The organism is Rhizobium sp. P40RR-XXII (genome assembly GCF_012641405.1).
Taxonomy (GTDB): Bacteria; Pseudomonadota; Alphaproteobacteria; order Rhizobiales; family Rhizobiaceae; genus Rhizobium.
This window is the reverse complement of the sequence record NZ_JABAII010000025.1, coordinates 72,513-89,279: the sequence shown is the minus strand read 5'-3', so window position 1 is coordinate 89,279 and position 16,767 is coordinate 72,513. Positions and strand designations below refer to the sequence as shown.

The 16,767-nt window shown below is 59.2% G+C and carries 21 protein-coding genes, 1 tRNA gene and 1 pseudogene; 16 read left to right on the top strand and 7 right to left on the bottom strand.

What is annotated here, in order from left to right:
- A pseudogene (locus tag HGP16_RS30960) lies at positions 1 to 109 on the top strand (IS5/IS1182 family transposase); the annotation flags it as partial.
- A gap of 13 nt (positions 110 to 122) precedes the next feature.
- Here the strand turns inward: HGP16_RS30960 and HGP16_RS30955 are convergent.
- Both HGP16_RS30955 and HGP16_RS30950 read right to left on the bottom strand, forming a co-directional pair.
- Positions 123 to 641, bottom strand: a complete 519-nt coding sequence (locus HGP16_RS30955; protein WP_168843764.1) for a GNAT family N-acetyltransferase — start codon at positions 639 to 641, stop codon at positions 123 to 125.
- 39 nt (positions 642 to 680) lie between these two features.
- Positions 681 to 1,190, bottom strand: coding sequence for a cupin domain-containing protein (locus HGP16_RS30950; RefSeq protein WP_168843763.1), 510 nt, complete (start codon positions 1,188 to 1,190; stop codon positions 681 to 683).
- 196 nt (positions 1,191 to 1,386) lie between these two features.
- Here HGP16_RS30950 and ribH point away from each other — a divergent pair, with 196 nt between their 5' ends.
- From ribH to HGP16_RS30935, 3 genes are all read left to right on the top strand, one after another.
- Entirely contained in the window at positions 1,387 to 1,842 is a 456-nt protein-coding gene (gene ribH, locus HGP16_RS30945; protein WP_168843762.1) for a 6,7-dimethyl-8-ribityllumazine synthase, read from the top strand.
- 3 nt (positions 1,843 to 1,845) lie between these two features.
- Positions 1,846 to 2,328: a transcription antitermination factor NusB gene (nusB, locus tag HGP16_RS30940; RefSeq protein ID WP_168843761.1), complete on the top strand. Its 483-nt coding sequence runs from the start codon at positions 1,846 to 1,848 to the stop codon at positions 2,326 to 2,328.
- 247 nt (positions 2,329 to 2,575) lie between these two features.
- Positions 2,576 to 4,714: a sodium-translocating pyrophosphatase gene (locus HGP16_RS30935; protein ID WP_168843760.1), complete on the top strand. Its 2,139-nt coding sequence runs from the start codon at positions 2,576 to 2,578 to the stop codon at positions 4,712 to 4,714.
- A gap of 195 nt (positions 4,715 to 4,909) precedes the next feature.
- Here the strand turns inward: HGP16_RS30935 and HGP16_RS30930 are convergent, their stop codons facing one another.
- On the bottom strand, positions 4,910 to 5,419 hold the full coding sequence (locus HGP16_RS30930; protein WP_168843759.1) for an outer membrane protein assembly factor BamE: 510 nt from the start codon (positions 5,417 to 5,419) through the stop codon (positions 4,910 to 4,912).
- 280 nt (positions 5,420 to 5,699) lie between these two features.
- On the opposite strand from HGP16_RS30930, the gene HGP16_RS34625 reads away from it, so the two are divergent.
- The 8 genes from HGP16_RS34625 to HGP16_RS30890 all read left to right on the top strand — a co-directional run bounded on the left by HGP16_RS34625 (position 5,700) and on the right by HGP16_RS30890 (position 12,218).
- Positions 5,700 to 6,257, top strand: a complete 558-nt coding sequence (locus HGP16_RS34625) for a ubiquinol-cytochrome C chaperone family protein (protein ID WP_168843758.1) — start codon at positions 5,700 to 5,702, stop codon at positions 6,255 to 6,257.
- Between the two features lie 10 nt (positions 6,258 to 6,267).
- Positions 6,268 to 6,825, top strand: a complete 558-nt coding sequence (locus tag HGP16_RS30920; RefSeq protein WP_168843757.1) for a DUF177 domain-containing protein — start codon at positions 6,268 to 6,270, stop codon at positions 6,823 to 6,825.
- 101 nt (positions 6,826 to 6,926) lie between these two features.
- The gene (gene plsX, locus HGP16_RS30915) at positions 6,927 to 7,973 is read left to right on the top strand and encodes a phosphate acyltransferase PlsX (protein WP_168843756.1); all 1,047 of its coding nucleotides are present in this window, start codon (positions 6,927 to 6,929) and stop codon (positions 7,971 to 7,973) included.
- Positions 7,974 to 7,992: 19 nt separating this feature from the next.
- Positions 7,993 to 8,964, top strand: coding sequence for a beta-ketoacyl-ACP synthase III (locus HGP16_RS30910; RefSeq protein ID WP_168843755.1), 972 nt, complete (start codon positions 7,993 to 7,995; stop codon positions 8,962 to 8,964).
- 107 nt (positions 8,965 to 9,071) lie between these two features.
- Positions 9,072 to 9,410, top strand: coding sequence for an integration host factor subunit alpha (locus HGP16_RS30905; protein ID WP_168843754.1), 339 nt, complete (start codon positions 9,072 to 9,074; stop codon positions 9,408 to 9,410).
- A 236-nt stretch (positions 9,411 to 9,646) separates the two neighbouring features.
- The gene (locus HGP16_RS30900) at positions 9,647 to 10,186 is read left to right on the top strand and encodes a MerR family transcriptional regulator (protein ID WP_168843768.1); all 540 of its coding nucleotides are present in this window, start codon (positions 9,647 to 9,649) and stop codon (positions 10,184 to 10,186) included.
- Between the two features lie 346 nt (positions 10,187 to 10,532).
- Positions 10,533 to 11,639 carry a porin gene (locus HGP16_RS30895; RefSeq protein WP_168843753.1) on the top strand — a complete coding sequence of 369 codons (1,107 nt, stop codon included), beginning with the start codon at positions 10,533 to 10,535 and terminating at the stop codon, positions 11,637 to 11,639.
- Between the two features lie 252 nt (positions 11,640 to 11,891).
- Entirely contained in the window at positions 11,892 to 12,218 is a 327-nt protein-coding gene (locus HGP16_RS30890; RefSeq protein WP_168843752.1) for a hypothetical protein, read from the top strand.
- 178 nt (positions 12,219 to 12,396) lie between these two features.
- Here the strand turns inward: HGP16_RS30890 and HGP16_RS30885 are convergent, their stop codons facing one another.
- Positions 12,397 to 12,654: a hypothetical protein gene (locus tag HGP16_RS30885; protein WP_168843751.1), complete on the bottom strand. Its 258-nt coding sequence runs from the start codon at positions 12,652 to 12,654 to the stop codon at positions 12,397 to 12,399.
- A gap of 175 nt (positions 12,655 to 12,829) precedes the next feature.
- On the opposite strand from HGP16_RS30885, the gene HGP16_RS30880 reads away from it, so the two are divergent.
- Both HGP16_RS30880 and HGP16_RS30875 read left to right on the top strand, forming a co-directional pair.
- Positions 12,830 to 13,234, top strand: coding sequence for a BA14K family protein (locus tag HGP16_RS30880; RefSeq protein ID WP_168843750.1), 405 nt, complete (start codon positions 12,830 to 12,832; stop codon positions 13,232 to 13,234).
- An 86-nt stretch (positions 13,235 to 13,320) separates the two neighbouring features.
- Positions 13,321 to 13,397, top strand: a tRNA-Pro gene (locus tag HGP16_RS30875).
- A 37-nt stretch (positions 13,398 to 13,434) separates the two neighbouring features.
- Here the strand turns inward: HGP16_RS30875 and HGP16_RS30870 are convergent.
- Together HGP16_RS30870 and HGP16_RS30865 are read right to left on the bottom strand one after the other, a co-directional pair.
- Entirely contained in the window at positions 13,435 to 14,133 is a 699-nt protein-coding gene (locus HGP16_RS30870) for a thermonuclease family protein (RefSeq protein WP_168843749.1), read from the bottom strand.
- A gap of 91 nt (positions 14,134 to 14,224) precedes the next feature.
- Complete coding sequence (locus tag HGP16_RS30865) at positions 14,225 to 14,617, bottom strand: hypothetical protein (protein WP_168843748.1); 393 nt, start codon at positions 14,615 to 14,617, stop codon at positions 14,225 to 14,227.
- A 241-nt stretch (positions 14,618 to 14,858) separates the two neighbouring features.
- On the opposite strand from HGP16_RS30865, the gene HGP16_RS30860 reads away from it, so the two are divergent.
- Together HGP16_RS30860 and HGP16_RS30855 are read left to right on the top strand one after the other, a co-directional pair.
- Entirely contained in the window at positions 14,859 to 15,071 is a 213-nt protein-coding gene (locus HGP16_RS30860) for a hypothetical protein (RefSeq protein WP_168843747.1), read from the top strand.
- A gap of 224 nt (positions 15,072 to 15,295) precedes the next feature.
- Complete coding sequence (locus tag HGP16_RS30855; RefSeq protein WP_246703605.1) at positions 15,296 to 16,318, top strand: alpha/beta hydrolase family esterase; 1,023 nt, start codon at positions 15,296 to 15,298, stop codon at positions 16,316 to 16,318.
- 99 nt (positions 16,319 to 16,417) lie between these two features.
- Here HGP16_RS30855 and HGP16_RS30850 read toward each other — a convergent pair whose 3' ends face one another.
- Positions 16,418 to 16,708 carry a helix-turn-helix domain-containing protein gene (locus HGP16_RS30850; protein ID WP_168843746.1) on the bottom strand — a complete coding sequence of 97 codons (291 nt, stop codon included), beginning with the start codon at positions 16,706 to 16,708 and terminating at the stop codon, positions 16,418 to 16,420.
- Positions 16,709 to 16,767: the final 59 nt, after the last annotated feature.

Genomic DNA, 16,767 nt, shown 5'->3' with positions numbered 1-16,767 from the left:
CTTCTCGAGACGCAAGCAGTTCCGCAGGGTCGCTACGCGCTTCGAAAAAACCGCCGAAAACTACCTCGCAGTCGTCACTATCGCAGCAATCGTCCTATGGATCAGATAACTGTCCACACTTCCTAGCGCTCGAATACGGCATTGCACCTGTCCTTGAACGTTACTTCGCCGATACGGCGGAAGCCGATCTTTTCGGCGACCCGCAGGGACGGGACGTTCTCCAGGTCCACGATGCAGGTCATGCGTCGGCCTGCGAACTGTCCGTCCGCCCAGGCGATAGCCGCGTTCATGGCTTCCGTCGCATAGCCCTTGCCCTGCATCGGCGGCGTAATGCTCCAGCCGGCCTCCAGCGTGCCTTCCGTCATCGGCGTCATGTCACGATGCAGATCGAGAAAGCCCACTTCGCCGATCAATCGGCCGCTTTGGCGTTCCTCGACGGCAAAGAAGCCGAAGCCGAGATGATGCCATAGGCCGGCATAGCGCAGGAGGCGTGCCCACACCTGTTCGCGTGTCGGCATTTCGCCGCCGATAAAGCGAACGATCTCCTCGTGTTTCCATAGGCCGAGGAATTCTTCGAAATCATCGAGTCTATGGCCGCGTAGCAGTAGGCGATCAGTCGTCAGCGTCGGAATATGGGTCATGGAGATATGAGCTTTGCTGAATTCTGTCCTTGATGGTGCTTAATCGTTCGAGGCGCCGGGCTCGCCGTCCCAGTAATCGAGGTTGCCGGCGGCGGCGCGGCCGATTGTGCGGAACGTCGCCTTGCCGTCGTTATTGGTCTTCGCCAGGAACTTGCCGGAATCGGGATATTCGACGATTTCCGTTCGTGCCTTGGTGGAAATGGCGAGATAGGTGAGCACGCCGGGGCCGGTATTGATCAGCTGATGCGCCGTCTCCGGGCCGCCGGCGGGGGCACCCAGGACATCGCCCTTGCTGATAGCGATACGCTGGTCGCTGAAGCGATATTCGCCTTCGCCGTCGAGAATGACGAAGAGTTCTTCCTCGACATGATGGTTGTGAAACGGACAGCCGGACTTTCCCGGCGGCACTTCGTTATAGCTGATCCCGAGATCCTTCAGGCCGAGCATCGCCCCGAAAGAGGTGTCGCTGCCGGCAAAGAAGCTGCCCTGTTGCCAATGCTCCAGCTCGAGCTCGCCGACATTGACGGCGGGTGCGGATTTCTTCGTCATGAACCTCCCCTTTGCACGCTTTGAATTATTATCGAAGCGGTTGCGTTGGCGAAAGCCACAATTTTCGCGTCGCGCCGATGATTTCCAAATAGGGCTGGAATTGGCGCCAGCCATTAAAAACACTTGCCAAGCGAGGCCCGCCGTGGTTTGACCCGGCCTGACAAGGTGCCGCGCCCTCTCAATCCGCAGGTGATGTATGACCAGCTCTTCCAATGCCCATATCCTTATCGTCGAAGCCCGCTTCTATGACGATATGGCCGATGCGTTGCTCGATGGCGCCAAGACTGCTCTCGATGAGGCTGGCGCGACCTATGACATCGTCACCGTGCCTGGCGCGCTGGAAATCCCGGCTGCGATTGCTATGGCGCTCGATGGCGGCGACAATGGCGGCGTCGTCTATGATGGTTATGTCGCTCTTGGCATGGTCATCCGCGGCGAAACCTATCATTTCGATATCGTCGCCAATGAATCCTCGCGTGCATTGATGGATCTGGCCGTCAGCGAATCCCTCGCGATCGGCAATGGTATCCTCACCGTCGAGAATGATGAACAGGCTTGGGCTCGCGCCCGCCGTTCGGATAAGGACAAGGGCGGCTTTGCCGCTCGCGCAGCGCTGACCATGATCGCGCTGAAAGAGAAGTTGGGTGCATAATACATGAGCAATCAGGATAACGAGCGACCGGCAAAACCCGCCAACCAGCGGGGCGCAGCGCGTCTTGCGGCGGTGCAGGCGCTCTATCAGATGGATATCGGCGGAACCGGCGTTCTGGAGGTGGTGGCTGAGTACGAAGCGCACCGCCTCGGACAGGAGCTGGACGGCGAGACCTATCTGAAGGCTGATGCCTCCTGGTTCCGCTCCATCGTATCAGGCGTCGTGCGCGATCAAACCAAGCTCGATCCCCTGATCGGCTCGGCCCTGCAGGACGACTGGGCGCTGTCACGTCTCGACAGCACCGTGCGCGCCATCCTGCGCGCCGGCACCTTCGAGCTTCTCGACCGCAAGGACGTGCCGGTTCCGGTCATCGTCACCGAATATGTCGAGATCGCCCATGCCTTCTTCGGGGAGGACGAGCCGAAGCTCGTGAACGCGGTGCTCGACCGAATCGCCAAGCAGGTTCGCGGCGAAGCGAAGAAATAAGGTCCACCGAGCGCGCAAATGGCGACGCCCGTCACTTTCGTTTCCTTCATTCGCGCCTGAATTCATCTTCGAATATTCTTTTGAACCTCCTGCGGGTATTTTACCTGCGGGCGGTCTTGACGCGACGTTGTCCCGACAGCAATCTCGCAACTGCACATCGGTTGATCCCCTGGAGGAAGGGGCTGTTCGTTGGCGCAGGCGGCCGGAGGAGGAGTGAACCGCCGGCTTTTTGGAGGGAAAAAGCGAAATGTCGATTCTTTTAGGTGTAATCGCGTGCGGTTTGCTCTCGGTGGTCTATGCCATCTGGACGACCCGGTCGGTGCTTTCAGCCGATCAAGGTAACGCGCGCATGCAGGAAATCGCGGGTTATATCCGCGAAGGCGCGCAGGCCTATCTGGCGCGTCAATATAGAACCATTGCAATTGTCGGTGTCATCGTTTTCATCGTAGCCTGGCTTCTGCTGTCTGCGGAAGCCGCTTTTGGCTTCATGATCGGCGCGATTCTCTCGGGTGGGGCTGGTTTCATCGGCATGCATGTCTCCGTGCGCGCCAATGTCCGCACGGCGCAGGCCTCGTCGCATAGCCTGTCGGCGGGCCTCGACATCGCCTTCAAGTCGGGCGCCATCACCGGCATGCTGGTCGCGGGCCTCGCCCTGCTCGGCGTCTCCATCTACTTCTACGTCCTGACCGGCATTCTCGGCCATGAGGCCGGATCGCGCGATGTCATCGACGCGCTGGTCGCCCTCGGCTTCGGCGCTTCGCTGATTTCCATCTTCGCCCGTCTCGGCGGCGGTATCTTCACCAAGGGTGCCGACGTCGGCGGCGACCTCGTCGGCAAGGTCGAAGCAGGCATTCCGGAGGACGATCCCCGCAATCCCGCCACCATCGCCGATAACGTCGGCGACAATGTCGGCGATTGCGCCGGCATGGCGGCTGACCTGTTCGAGACCTATGCGGTTTCCGTGGTCGCAACCATGGTTCTCGCCGCGATCTTCTTCGCCGGCACACCGCTGCTCAATTCCGCCATGATCTATCCGCTGGCGATCTGCGGCACCTGCATCATCACCTCGATCATCGGCACCTTCTTCGTGAAGCTCGGTGCCAATGGCTCGATCATGGGTGCCCTCTATAAGGGCCTCATCGCCACCGGCGTCCTGTCGATCATCGGCCTGGCCGTGGCCACCTCGTTAACCATCGGCTGGGGCTCCGTCGGCACTGTCGGCGGCTTCGACGTTACCGGCACGAAGCTGTTTGCTTGCGGCATCGTCGGCCTGATCGTCACGGCGCTGATCGTGGTCATCACCGAATATTATACCGGCACGAACAAGCGGCCGGTCAATTCCATCGCCCAGGCGTCGGTGACCGGTCACGGCACCAACGTCATCCAGGGGCTTGCTGTCTCGCTCGAATCGACGGCGCTGCCGGCAATCGTCATCGTCGGCGGCATCATCGCCACCTATCAGCTTGGCGGCCTCTTCGGTACAGGCATCGCGGTGACCGCCATGCTCGGCCTTGCCGGCATGATCGTCGCACTCGATGCCTTCGGCCCCGTCACCGACAATGCCGGCGGCATCGCGGAAATGTCGCATCTTCCGCCGGAAGTGCGCAAATCCACCGATGCGCTCGATGCGGTCGGCAATACCACCAAGGCGGTCACCAAGGGCTATGCCATCGGCTCGGCCGGTCTCGGCGCGCTGGTGCTGTTCGCGGCCTATTCGAACGACCTGCAATATTTCGCGGCTCACGGTGACAAGTTCCCGTATTTCGCCAATGTGGGCACGATCTCGTTCGAGCTTTCCAACCCCTACGTCGTCGCCGGCCTGCTGTTCGGCGGCCTCATCCCCTATCTCTTCGGCGGCATCGCAATGACGGCCGTCGGCCGCGCCGCCGGCTCGATCGTGGAGGAGGTGCGCCGGCAGTTCCGCGAGAAACCGGGCATCATGCAGGGGACGGAACGCCCGGATTACGGCCGCGCCGTCGATCTGCTGACCAAGGCCGCCATTCGGGAAATGATCGTCCCGTCGCTGCTGCCGGTACTGGCTCCGCTCGTCGTCTATTTCGGTGTCCTGCTGCTTTCCGGTTCCAAGGCTTCGGCCTTCGCTGCCCTCGGCGCATCGTTGCTCGGCGTGATCATCAACGGTCTCTTCGTCGCCATTTCGATGACGTCGGGCGGCGGTGCATGGGACAATGCCAAGAAGAGCTTCGAGGACGGCTTCGTCGACAAGGACGGAACGCGTCATATGAAGGGCTCTGAAGCCCACAAGGCGTCGGTGACGGGTGATACCGTCGGCGACCCCTACAAGGATACGGCGGGCCCGGCAGTCAACCCGGCGATCAAGATCACCAACATCGTGGCCCTGCTTCTGCTCGCCATCCTCGCCGGTTAGAGCAAACCCAGGAAAAGTGCTGCGCGGTTTTCCGTCCGGAATTGCGAGGCAACAAAGAGATGGAGCGGTTCGGAGATTCCATGAAAAGCTGAACCGCTCTTAAGCCCGGAGAAGACCAAGGAAAGCAAACCGAATGCATAATGAAAACCCGCGGGGCGTGCGCCTCGCGGGTTTTTCTTTGAAGGGCTTCCCGGCTTATTGGCCTGGGTTGAGGTTGTTGAGGAAGTTCCTCGCACCGTTGACGCCGTTGCCACTGCCCTGCAGGATCTGTTGCAGGAAGGTGATATCGCGGCCGCCGGTCGGCGTCGTACGGCTGATCATGTCGAAGACCTTGCCGTCCTTCAGCGTATAGTTGGCTTCCTGCTTCACGATACCGTCCTTGTCGAAATAGATCGCCAGGATGTTCTGGTCGACCAGCTTCGGCTTCATGAAGGCGACGGCGCGCGTGCGCTTCTGGGAGATATAATAGAAGACCTCGCCATCGAAGGTCGCGGTGGTCGACGGCGTGCCGAGCGAGAGCAGGACCTGCTCGCGGCTCGAGCCGACCGGCGCAAGTGCCAGCGACTGCGGATCGAAGATGTAGCCGTTGTTCATGACCTCGCTGGTCTTGCAACCTGAAAGGCCCATGGTCGCAATCACCAGGGCGATGGCGGCAGCGCTGCTGAAAGTAATGTCAGACTTGAAATACCGTCTGGTCAACGACATCTCATCTCCCCTAATGAATCAATCCGATGGCCGGACGGCCAATATGACCTTGCTGTGCACATCATTGTGGCCTTTCCGCGATTGGAAAGGGCACAAAGGCGTTGTTCGGCACTCTTCATCACCGATCATGCACAACGTGACGACGGTAAGGGCAGGAGCCTCGAAGCGGGCACAAACGGCATTGCAATTCGCGCCTGCTTCGGTAAACCAGCTTTTGCGTGGATGCAACACGGCCAAGCAAAAACGGCGCGCTCTGAAGGAGCCAATTCTGGGAATTCTCATGATTTTTGGGCTCTTCCGCAAAAGAAATCACAATCAGATCATCGTCGTCAGGCAGTATGAGGTCCTGACATCCATGGCGCGGCAGCCGGTTTTCTATATCGACTATGACGTGCCGGATACGGTGATGGGGCGCTTCGAACTGCTGTCCGTGATGATGATCCTGTTCTTCCGTCGCACGCGGTCGTCGGCGACCAGCGGCCAGGAACTTGCCCAGGAAATCGTGGATGCGTTTTTCGAAGATATCGATTATTCGATCCGCGAGCTGGGGATAGGCGATAACAGCGTGCCGAAGCGCATGAAGAAACTGGCCGGTATGTTCTATGGACGGCTTGAAAGCTATGCGGCTGCCATGGATGGCAATGATCGTGCGGCGCTTGCCACGGCACTACAGCGCAACATTTATCCCAAGGCGGAAGAGGCTGCGGCTTCCATGGTCGAGCTTGCCGGCTGGATGCTGACGGCGGAAGCGCATCTGGCCGCGGTAGCCGAAGATCGGATCGCCACGGGATCCGCGACGCTGCCGCAGCCGGCCAAACTCGACCGACAGCTCGGTTAGGAGAAGAAAAATGAAAAGACATGATTCCGACGAAACACCATTTTCCTATCCGGTGAAGGTCGGCCATATTTCCGCCAACCCGGTGGACGTGCACATCGAAGCGGATGACCGCGAGCTTGCCGGGCTTGCCGTCCTTTGGAATGTCCTTTCGGTGGGCAAGCTCGAAGCCGATCTCAAGATCTCGCGCTGGAAGCGCGACGGCGTCCGCGTCAAGGGCAATGTCAGGGCAAAGATCGTTCAGGCCTGCGTGGTGACGCTGGAGCCGGTCGAATCCGAGATCGACGAGGATTTCGAGCATATCTTTGTGCCCGAGGACTCCAAGCTGGCGCGTGCGCCCTCCATGGACGCGGGCGAAATGGTGCTTGATCCCGACGGTCCGGATCTTCCGGAGACCTTTACCGGCGATACGATCGACGCCGGCGCGGTGGTTACGGAATTCGCGGCTCTTGCCATTGATCCCTATCCGCGCAAGCCTGGAGTCGAGTTCGATGCGCATATTGAAGACACGGGCGAGGATGACAAGAAACCTTCGCCGTTCGCCGTTCTGAAAGACTGGAAAAAGGAATAGACCTCCTTGGCAACTGAGCACAATTCAGTTGTAACCGAGGGAGAAAACGGTATTTTGACGCCAAATTCGCCAGGCTGGTGGAGATAAAGGACTAGGGACGCGTGATCAGAATTTCTCTTGACCTAATGGGTGGCGACTTCGGCCCAGAGGTTGTTGTTCCCGGCGCGGCCAGGGCGCTGGATAGGCATCCCGATATCACGTTCATCATGTACGGACAGAAGGATCGCTGCGAAGCGGTCCTCGCCAAATATCCAAAGCTTCGGGAAAGATCCGTCTTTCACGAGTGTGATGTCGCCATCAGCATGGATGAGAAGCCGAGCCAGGCGTTGCGCCGCGGTCGTTACGTTTCTAGCATGTGGCGCTCGATCGAGTCCGTGAAAGTGGGCGAGGCCGATGTCGTCGTATCCGCCGGCAACACCGGCGCGCTGATGGCGATGGCAAAGTTCTGTTTGCGCACCATGGCCAATATCGAGCGTCCGGCGATCGCCGCGATCTGGCCGACGCTGCGCGGTGAAAGCATCGTGCTCGATGTCGGCGCCACCATTGGCGCCGATGCGCAGCAGCTGCTCGATTTCGCCCTGATGGGCGGCGCCATGGCGCGCGCTCTCTTCGAGATCGAACGCCCGACCGTCGGCTTGCTGAATGTCGGCGTCGAGGAAATCAAGGGACAGGAAGACGTCAAGGATGCCGGCCGGCTGATCCGCGAAGCCAATCTCGAATCGCTGGACTATTTCGGTTTCGTCGAGGGCGACGATATCGGCAAGGGCACCGTCGACGTCGTCGTCACGGAAGGTTTTTCCGGCAATATCGCGCTGAAGGCGGCGGAAGGCACGGCAAAGCAGATCGCCGCCTATTTGCGCGCTGCCATGTCGCGCACGCTGCTCGCGCGCATCGGCTATGTCTTCGCCAAGGGTGCTTTCGATCTGCTGCGGGAAAAGCTCGATCCCAGCAAGGTCAATGGCGGTGTGTTCCTGGGCCTCAACGGTATCGTCATCAAGAGCCACGGCGGCGCGAATGCCGAAGCCTTCGCCGCCGCCATCGACGTCGGCTACGATATGGCCAAGAATGGTCTCACGCAGAAAATCGAAAATGATTTGAAGAAATATCATGCCAAACGGCTGCCCCCGATCGGGCCGGAAGCGGCATGAGCGACGGGGTACAGGTAGAATGATCCGTTCAATAGCCCGCGGTTTCGGGGCGGCGCTCCCCAAGCGCGTCATGACCAATGCCGAGATGGAGCAGATCGTCGACACGAGCGACGACTGGATTGTGCAGCGCTCGGGCATCCGCCAGCGCCATATCGCCGGTGAAGGCGAAACCACGGCGTCCTTGGGCGAGCAGGCGGCACGCGCCGCCCTCGCCAACGCCGGTTTGACACCGGATGATCTCGATCTGATCATCGTCGCCACCTCGACGCCGGACAATACCTTTCCGGCAACGGCGGTGAATATCCAGAACCGGCTCGGTATGCATCATGGCTTCGCCTTCGACGTACAGGCCGTCTGCACCGGCTTCGTCTATGCGGTGACGACGGCTGACGCCTATATTCGCTGCGGCCTTGCCAACCGCGTCCTCGTGATCGGCGCTGAGACGTTTTCGCGCATCCTCAATTGGACCGACCGCACGACCTGCGTCCTCTTCGGAGATGGCGCCGGTGCGCTGATCCTTGAGGCAGGCGAGGGGAGCGGCGCCACGACCGATCGCGGCGTCCTGGCGGCAAGCCTGCGCTCCGATGGCGCGCATGGGGACAAGCTCTATGTCGATGGCGGTCCTTCCACGACAGGCACGGTCGGTGTGCTGCACATGGCAGGCCGCGAAGTGTTCAAGCACGCCGTCGGCATGATTACCGATGTCATCCAGGCTGCGTTCGATGCGACGGACACCACGCCTGATGATCTGGATTGGCTGGTGCCGCATCAGGCCAATCGCCGTATCATCGATGCCTCGGCCAAGAAGCTTGGAATTGCTCCCGAGAAAGTTGTGGTCACCGTCGATCTTCATGGCAACACGTCGGCGGCATCGATCCCTCTTGCGCTCGCCGTTGCGGCCGGTGACGGTCGAATCAAGAAAGGCGATCTGGTGATGCTGGAAGCCATGGGCGGCGGCTTCACCTGGGGAGCGGTGCTGCTGCGTTGGTAGCGCCATATCTCTAAAAGCCGTTCCGAACAAGAGCTTGACCGTGCGACGCAAGGGCAATAGTCTCGCAAGGCTTGAAGAAGATTACGCATTGAGATGGGCGGGGAGCTATGACGGGCAAGACAGTGACGCGCGCGGACTTGGCGGAGTCGGTATTCCGGAAAGTCGGTCTCTCCCGAACGGAGTCGGCTGAGCTCGTCGAGACTGTGATCGATGAAATTTGCAACGCCATAGTGCGTGGCGAAACCGTGAAACTCTCCTCCTTCGCGACTTTTCAGGTGCGCGACAAAAATGAGCGTATCGGGCGCAATCCGAAGACCGGTGAGGAGGTGCCGATCTCGCCGCGGCGGGTCATGACCTTCAAGGCATCGAATGTCCTCAAGACCCGCATCCTGAAAGCGCATGCAAGCCGCAAGGCGAAGACCAAGCCGGTAAATCCTGCCTCCTGATCCACTCCAGAGATTCGTATCGATATCGGCCGCATGCTTTGTTCTGCGGCCTTTTTGATGCGCTGTTGCTGCCTTTTCGGTGCTTGCCTGTGCAGCGGCTGAAGAGATGACTTGAATTTCCGCCGCCAAACCGTTGAAATATGGTGAGTCGCATCATGGGGAGGTATGGATAGCCATACCCGCCTTTGCGTGATCCGGCCCGAATGGCGCTGAGTGCGCCCTGTAGGAGTAAGATGATGGACAAGAGCCCGGATGCATTTCGCACGATCAGCGAAGTCGCGGAAGACCTTGATCTACCGCAGCATGTCCTACGGTTCTGGGAAACCCGGTTTCCGCAGATCAAGCCGATGAAGCGTGGTGGCGGCAGGCGCTACTATCGCCCCGAGGATGTCGACCTGCTGAATGGCATCCGCCATCTGCTCTATGATCACGGCTATACGATCAAGGGTGTTCAGAAGCTTCTGAAGACCAACGGCAACAAATTTGTCATTGCGGTTGGCCATGGCGATCTTGCCAGCGTCGAGGCGCTTGCCGCCGCGCAGGAGCCTGCGACCGTCGAGCCCCGTGTCGGTTCGGGCAATGCCGAAGAAGATCAGATTGTCGGCCGCGCCAAGGCGCCGATCAGCCGCCGTTTCTTCAACTTCGTAAGCGGCGAGGATGGCGCACCGGATGTCTCCATCGGCAAATCCAGTGTCGGCAAGGAAGATCGCGCCCTGCTGCAGGAAACGCTCTACGATCTTTTGGAATGCAAGCGTCTGCTCGATCAGGTGCGCTAACAGCCTCCTGCCGACGTTGCGGAGCAAGTAAATGCTTTGTTCCGGTGATGCGCAACGACACTCAAGTATCGTCATGATTTACGCGTTCCCTGGCTATGCTAGGACCACAACTTCATTAGCCGCGTAAATGAGCGTGATAATTTTATCACGCTCGCTACTCTTCTTCGTTGTGACAATTAGTTCGCAAGCCTTATTAACTTGCCGTGGTAGCGCCACAGGTTCAGTTTGAAGGGGGAAGCTTCTTTGCTTCGCCCTGTGTGAGGGGAACAGCCAGTCAGGCTATGGAGGGGCACGCTGTTGTCTGCCGGGAGACTCCATCCCTGATGGATAGTCGAATGGAGACACCATGAACATCAAGAGCCTTCTTCTTGGCTCCGCCGCTGCCATCGCCGCAGCGAGCGCCGCCCATGCCGCTGACGCTATTGTCGCCGCCGAACCCGAACCGCTTGAATATGTCCGTATCTGCGATGCGTACGGAACAGGCTATTTCTATATTCCCGGCACCGAAACCTGCCTGAAGATTGGCGGAAAGGTTCGTACGGAAGGTGAGTGGTATGATGCCTATAATCCGCGCAGCAGGGTCGGAACGCTTTGGCACGAGCGCGTGGAACTTAATGTCGATACCGCGACCGACACCGAATACGGTCCGCTGAAGACCAATACCATCTTCCGCTGGGAGTGGAACGATGGCGGCGCGACCTCCTCCAAGCTCCTGTTTGCCAATATCAGCCTTGCTGGCTTCACGGTTGGCAAGCTCGACTCGCAGTTCAACCTCTATGCCGGCTATGCCGGCGATGTCATTAACGACGACGCGATCTATGACGGTCCGTACGAACTCAATCAGCTGACCTATAATTACGACGCAGGCAATGGCTTTACGGCGGTGATCTCACTCGAAGACAGCTACTCCACCTCCGATGGCGAGGCATCTTATGGCGCGGGATGGTGGACGGACGACAAGTCCAACCATTACGCTCCCGACGTCGTTGCCGGTGCTGGTTACAAGGCCGGCAACTGGGGCTTCAAGATCGTCGGCGGCTACGACTCGATCGTCGAAGAAGGGGCGATCAAGGCTCGCATCGACGCCAAGTTCGGCGGCGTGGAAGCCTTCCTGATGGGCGGCTGGAACACCGATGGCGACAAGCTCAACAAATATGCCGGCACCAACCAGGATATTTCCGCCTGCACGACGTCGGGCGGCGCTGTCAACGCCGCCAAGTGCGGCTGGGGTGACTGGGCAGTTTGGGGCGGTGTCGCCGTTCCGGTCAATGACAAGCTGAAGTGGAACCTGCAGCTCGCCTACACCGAGTCCAAGATCTTCGAAGCGACCACCAATCTCAAGATCTACCCGGTCAAGGATTTCCTGGTCGAACCTGAATTGACCTACATGCACTACGATTTCATCAAGGACGACACCGTTGCCGGTATTCTCCGCTTCGAGCGGAACTTCTGATCCGAGATGGCATGATCTCCACAGCCCGCGCATATATACGTGGGCTGAATGCGGGAAGGCTCTGTTCTTGACGGGGCCTTCTTCATTTTCAGCTTTATCCTATTGAGTTGTTAAGCAAAATACCATCTTCGCGAGTGTTTTCAGGCGCTTCCGCCGGTTTCCGGGGGCTATTCGCACGACTCTTGCTTGCTAAAGCTTACCTTTGGCTGTATGCGCTCCATCGGGACTATATCTTAAATTGCCGGAGGGAATATGCGTATACGTGCCACCGTGGCCGCGAGTCTCGTCGCCATTACCACCATTTTGTCGAGCTGCCAGACGCCGCAGGAATCTGCGATGAGTGCCGAAATGACCTGTCAATCGCAGGGGCTTCGCCCCGGCACGCAGCGGTACAATCGCTGCGTCGGCGCGACCTATCAGGCCAACCGCGTCCAGGCGCAGCAGGCTGAAAATCAGGCTGCCGGTCTTGCCGCTGCCGGGATCATCGGCGGCGTGCTCGTCGGCGCTGCCGTCAGCGATAACCATCATCGCGGCTACTACGGCCGGCCTTATTACCGCCGCTGCTATCGCTGCTGGTAAGCGTTGCCTTGCCAGCTACTCGAATTCATCCTCCGTCGGCCCACACCGACGGAGTTTTCATTTCATGAGCAACCTATGCAATTCCAGGAAAAGTGCACAGCGGTTTTCCGTCCGGAATTGCGTAAAGCACAGAGTTAGAACCGCTCAACGATTCCATGAAACGCAGAACCGTTCGCCGTCAGAATGGCGGGCTCATCACCTGGCGATTGACGAGCTTCAGGCTCCGGTCGGGCTGGATGATATAGGTCTCCATGACATCCTCGCCCCACTGGTTGGTGAAACGATGTTGAAATTGCGAGCCGGGAGGCGACAGCGTCAGCTTCATATGCGGTTGGCCGCCGTAGGTGATGCTGCCTGGAATGGGCTGCAGCGGTTCGGTCGTGTTGCATGCGGCAAGCAACGGTGCGCACAGCATAAGCATTATAACGGGTTTCATCGCCTTAACCTTCCGCTCGCTTCACATTCCCTGAAATCCGTCGCGCAATAAAGACGGAGGGGCATCTATGAGTGTGGCTCCAAATCACTATATACAGATAATCACGGCATGCTCGGCGGCAAGGTTTTCACGCGGAAGTGTATGATGCTGTCGCCGGATTTCGAAGGAGTCGCATATGTTTACGATCGCCAGGTCGGTAACTGCCGCGGGCTTTGGTCTTTTGCTGGCGGCCGGTGTCGCCATGCCGGCCGCCGCCATCACCATGCCGACATTGTCGGTGCCCGCACCCGTTCAGTCGGACATTGTTCAGGTCCATGATCACGGCCACGGCCATTGGCACCATCACCACCGCTGGGGCAGCGGCCATCGGCTGCATGGTAACGATAGTTATTATGACGATAATTCCGACAGCGGCGTGCTCTTCAAGTCCTTCGTGACCGGCACACTCTTCAGTGGGCAGCGCGCTCAAGGTTATTACGACGACGGTCATGCCCGCGCCTGCGCTAGCCGTTATCGCTCCTACCGCGCCTCGGACAATACCTACCAGCCAAGCTACGGGCCGAGGCGGGAGTGCCGCTGAGCGGCAACTTTTTCTGAGCAAGCCGCTACTTTTCGCTTGCGTCGGGAAACTCTAAACTCTAAACGAAACAAGCCGTTTCGGCAGGTCGGGGCGTAGCGCAGCCCGGTAGCGCACTTGACTGGGGGTCAAGGGGTCGCTGGTTCGAGTCCAGTCGCCCCGACCATTTATCTTCTTGAACTCCCAATCGAATTTCCAGAAAATCAGCCGCACCAGGACGGCGCTTGTCCCGTCCAGCGGCGCGCAAGGCCTTCGGAGACCATCTGGTCGCCGATCGAGCGGCCGGCGCGCATGGCGATGCGCAGCTTGCCGCCATTCCGGTCGTCGGGGCGGTTGCTGCCCGAAAGGACGAAAGTCCCGTCATTGAGGATGGCCTGCAGGCGTAGTTTCGCCGTCACCGCCCTCTGCCTCTCGCCAGGGCAGCGTGCGGCATCCGCATCCGGCACGTCGATATCGGCCAGCTGAATCCTGACGCCGTTCTGCCAGAAGGTATTGCCGTCGACCACGCAATTCGTTCCGGAACCGGGACCGCAAATCACGAAACGGCCACCGGTCTGGGGTCGTAGGCTGGGAACGGGCCGTTCGATCGGTATCTTGCTGACCGGGAGTGCCACGGGAATGGCGGCGGGTGGTACGGGCAGGGCCGATGCCGTCGCGCTCGGCTCGGGAGCGATTGCGGCCATCCTTGTTTGTGGCTTGGCCGCAGGCACTGGCGCTTCCCTGGCCATATGCGGCATGCCGGCCACCGCGCCGGCATGGGCAAGCATGGACGGCATTTCGTTGCGATGCTGATAGACATAGATGCCGGCCACGGTTGCCAGGCCGACGCCGCCCCATAGCCACATCGAATTGCCCGCCTTGGACTGCGGTTTGCGCCGCGTGCGCCGTTTCGCTTTTGCCATGGTATTATCCCTCGATTGCGAGGGGATTATCGCCGCCATTTCTTACCGATCCGTTGGCTTGGACCGGATTTGCGAACTGAGATGGGAAAGGCTACTTCGCGGCTGCTGCCGCCGGCTTGAGTTTCACCGACATCGTCACCTGTCCGTTGATGGAAAGCCTCGCGCCGCGGTTGTCGAGATTGTTGACCGAGCTATTGCTCGACATGGCGCTGATCTCGCAGGCGTCGGCGATGGTATCGAGCAAGGTTGCGCAACTGCTTGCGGCAAACTTGTAGAAGGATTTCAAGGCCTTCTCCTGCTGCTCCTCGCTATCGCCGTCCGCCACCGGATAGGAGATCGATCTTCCGGATTGAACGGAAATGTACCCCTCCGGCTGCTGGCGGGGATTGCGCAGGGGAAGGTTCTGAAAATTCTGCGCAAGGGCCGGTAGCGTCGTGGCGAAAAGCGCCATGCCAAGGACAGCCGGGATCAAAAATTTGTTCATCGTCTTGCCTCCATTTTTCCCGCTTATCGCAGATGCGGATAAAGGCTTCGTGATGCGGTAACTTAAAATTGTACTCTTGGAAAAATTACCGTCGTGTTTGCGAATCAGACGTGCGTGGTTGCTGAAATGCTTCCTTGCCAAGACTTCGCGCAAAGCGCATAGTCTGCTCCGATCGTCGGATATAGAGCGGGTGACGGCGAGGTTCAGCGTGCTTCTGCCCGAAAGATGACGAGATGCACGAATGTTAGAAACTCCTATTCATCCGCGGGATTTGCCCCTGTTTTCAGACGACTTGGATCGCTTGGAGAGGGTGCTGGACACGGTTTGCAAGGATCGTGGCATGAACTCCCGCAGTCCGGAAGCCGAGCGCCTCGGGGCGTTGATCATCCAGCTTTATCGCCAGGGCGTGAAGGACGACGAAAAGCTGCTTGCGCTCGCCAGGGCTTATTTCTGACGCAACCGCGTTTTTTTATGGCCGACAATCTAATCGATTTAAGCTGATTTCACATAGCAGCAATGATGCTTTATGCCTGTTCGAAGCGGGGCCGCCTCCCTATATATGCTGCGTTGCACAAAGAGATTCGATTTCTCGATGCCACTGATTCTGGAAAGGAACAGTGCGCGCCTGCCGCAGCGGATGAAAAAATCCAATCGCGGTTGGCGTGGATAGAAAGGTCCATGATGAATTTTAAAGTTCCGAGCCGGCTTCGCCGCTTGCTCGTCGATTCTGTAGAGCTGCAGCAGCTCAAATTTCCGATGACGCAGCCGCTGTCGCAGCCATCGCGCCGCCGCGTTTCCGCGCGGCCCGCGCCGCAGGGGCTGACCGAGGTTTTGTGGTTCGGCCGCAATCCCGGCGATCTGCGCATGCTCGAATATGTGCCGCCGGGCGCCAAAGGCCCGATGCCGCTCGTCGTTATCCTGCACGGCTGTCACCAGAATGCCGAGGATTTCGATCGCGCCAGCGGCTGGACCGCGCTGGCGCGCGAACACGGCTTTGCCGTGCTTTATGCCGAGCAGAAGATATCGAACAATCTCAATCTGTGTTTCAACTGGTTTCGGCCGAGCTCGGTAACGCGCGACCGCGGCGAGCTCGGTTCCATCCGCGAAATGATCGATTTCAGCCGCCGGCTGCATAATATCGATGACAGCAAGATTTTCGTTATGGGCCTGTCGGCAGGTGGTGCCTTGTCGGCCGCATTGCTGGCAACCTATCCGGAGCTGTTTGCCGCAGGCGCGATCATCGGCGGCCTGCCTTTCGGCGCCGCCCGCGATGCCATGTCGGCGCTTGACGTCATGAAGCGGGGCTCCACCCGAACCGCCGAAAAATGGGGAGCGCTTGTGCGCGAAGTTTCGCCTGAAGCTGCCCGCTATCCCGCAGTCTCCATCTGGCATGGCGACGGGGATGAGGTGGTGTCCTTCGCCAATGCCGAGGCATCCGTGGCGCAGTGGCTTGCCGCACATGAGCGCCCGCGCACCAAGGGGCGGCTGCGTCTTTTCGACGGCGGCGAGCGACGCGAGTGGCGCGATGAGTACGGCAGTATGATCCTGGAACTCGTGACGCTGAACGATTTCGGCCATGGCCTGCCCGTCGGCTCTGCCATTGAGGGCCGGGAGCCGGCAAACGACACGGAACGCTTCATCCTGCCTGCCGCGCTGTCGGCGCCGGAAGAACTCGTCAAAAGCTGGAAGTTGTCGACCTAAATCTTCGCCGCAAAAATGTGCGGCGGTTTTGAGATGAAGACGCGCGCAAGATCAAGAACCCAAAGCACATGGAGCGAATCTTAGAGATCGCGATGCGCTTTAGTCGTCATTGGTGGCATTCAGGTTTTCCGGCCGGATGCCATCATTCTCAGACCAATGCTTGAAGCGTATGCCGGGACCGCCTGTCCCGTCGCTGCCGCCGGCGAGGAAGACGACGCCGTGATTTTCCAGGATGGAACGGACTGTGGAAAGTGCCTTGAAATCGGTCGAGGCGCCGTCCGTTTCCAGTGCCTCGATGGTCGAAACCGGAAGCTTGCTCTCGTTGGCAAGCGTTTCCACCGTCAGTCCGAGCATGGCGCGTGCGCCGCGTAATTGCGCTGAAGTAATCATAGGTTAAGTCTATCGCATCGGTTCCAAAAGCGGAACTGGTTTCGGATAAAAATCGCGCG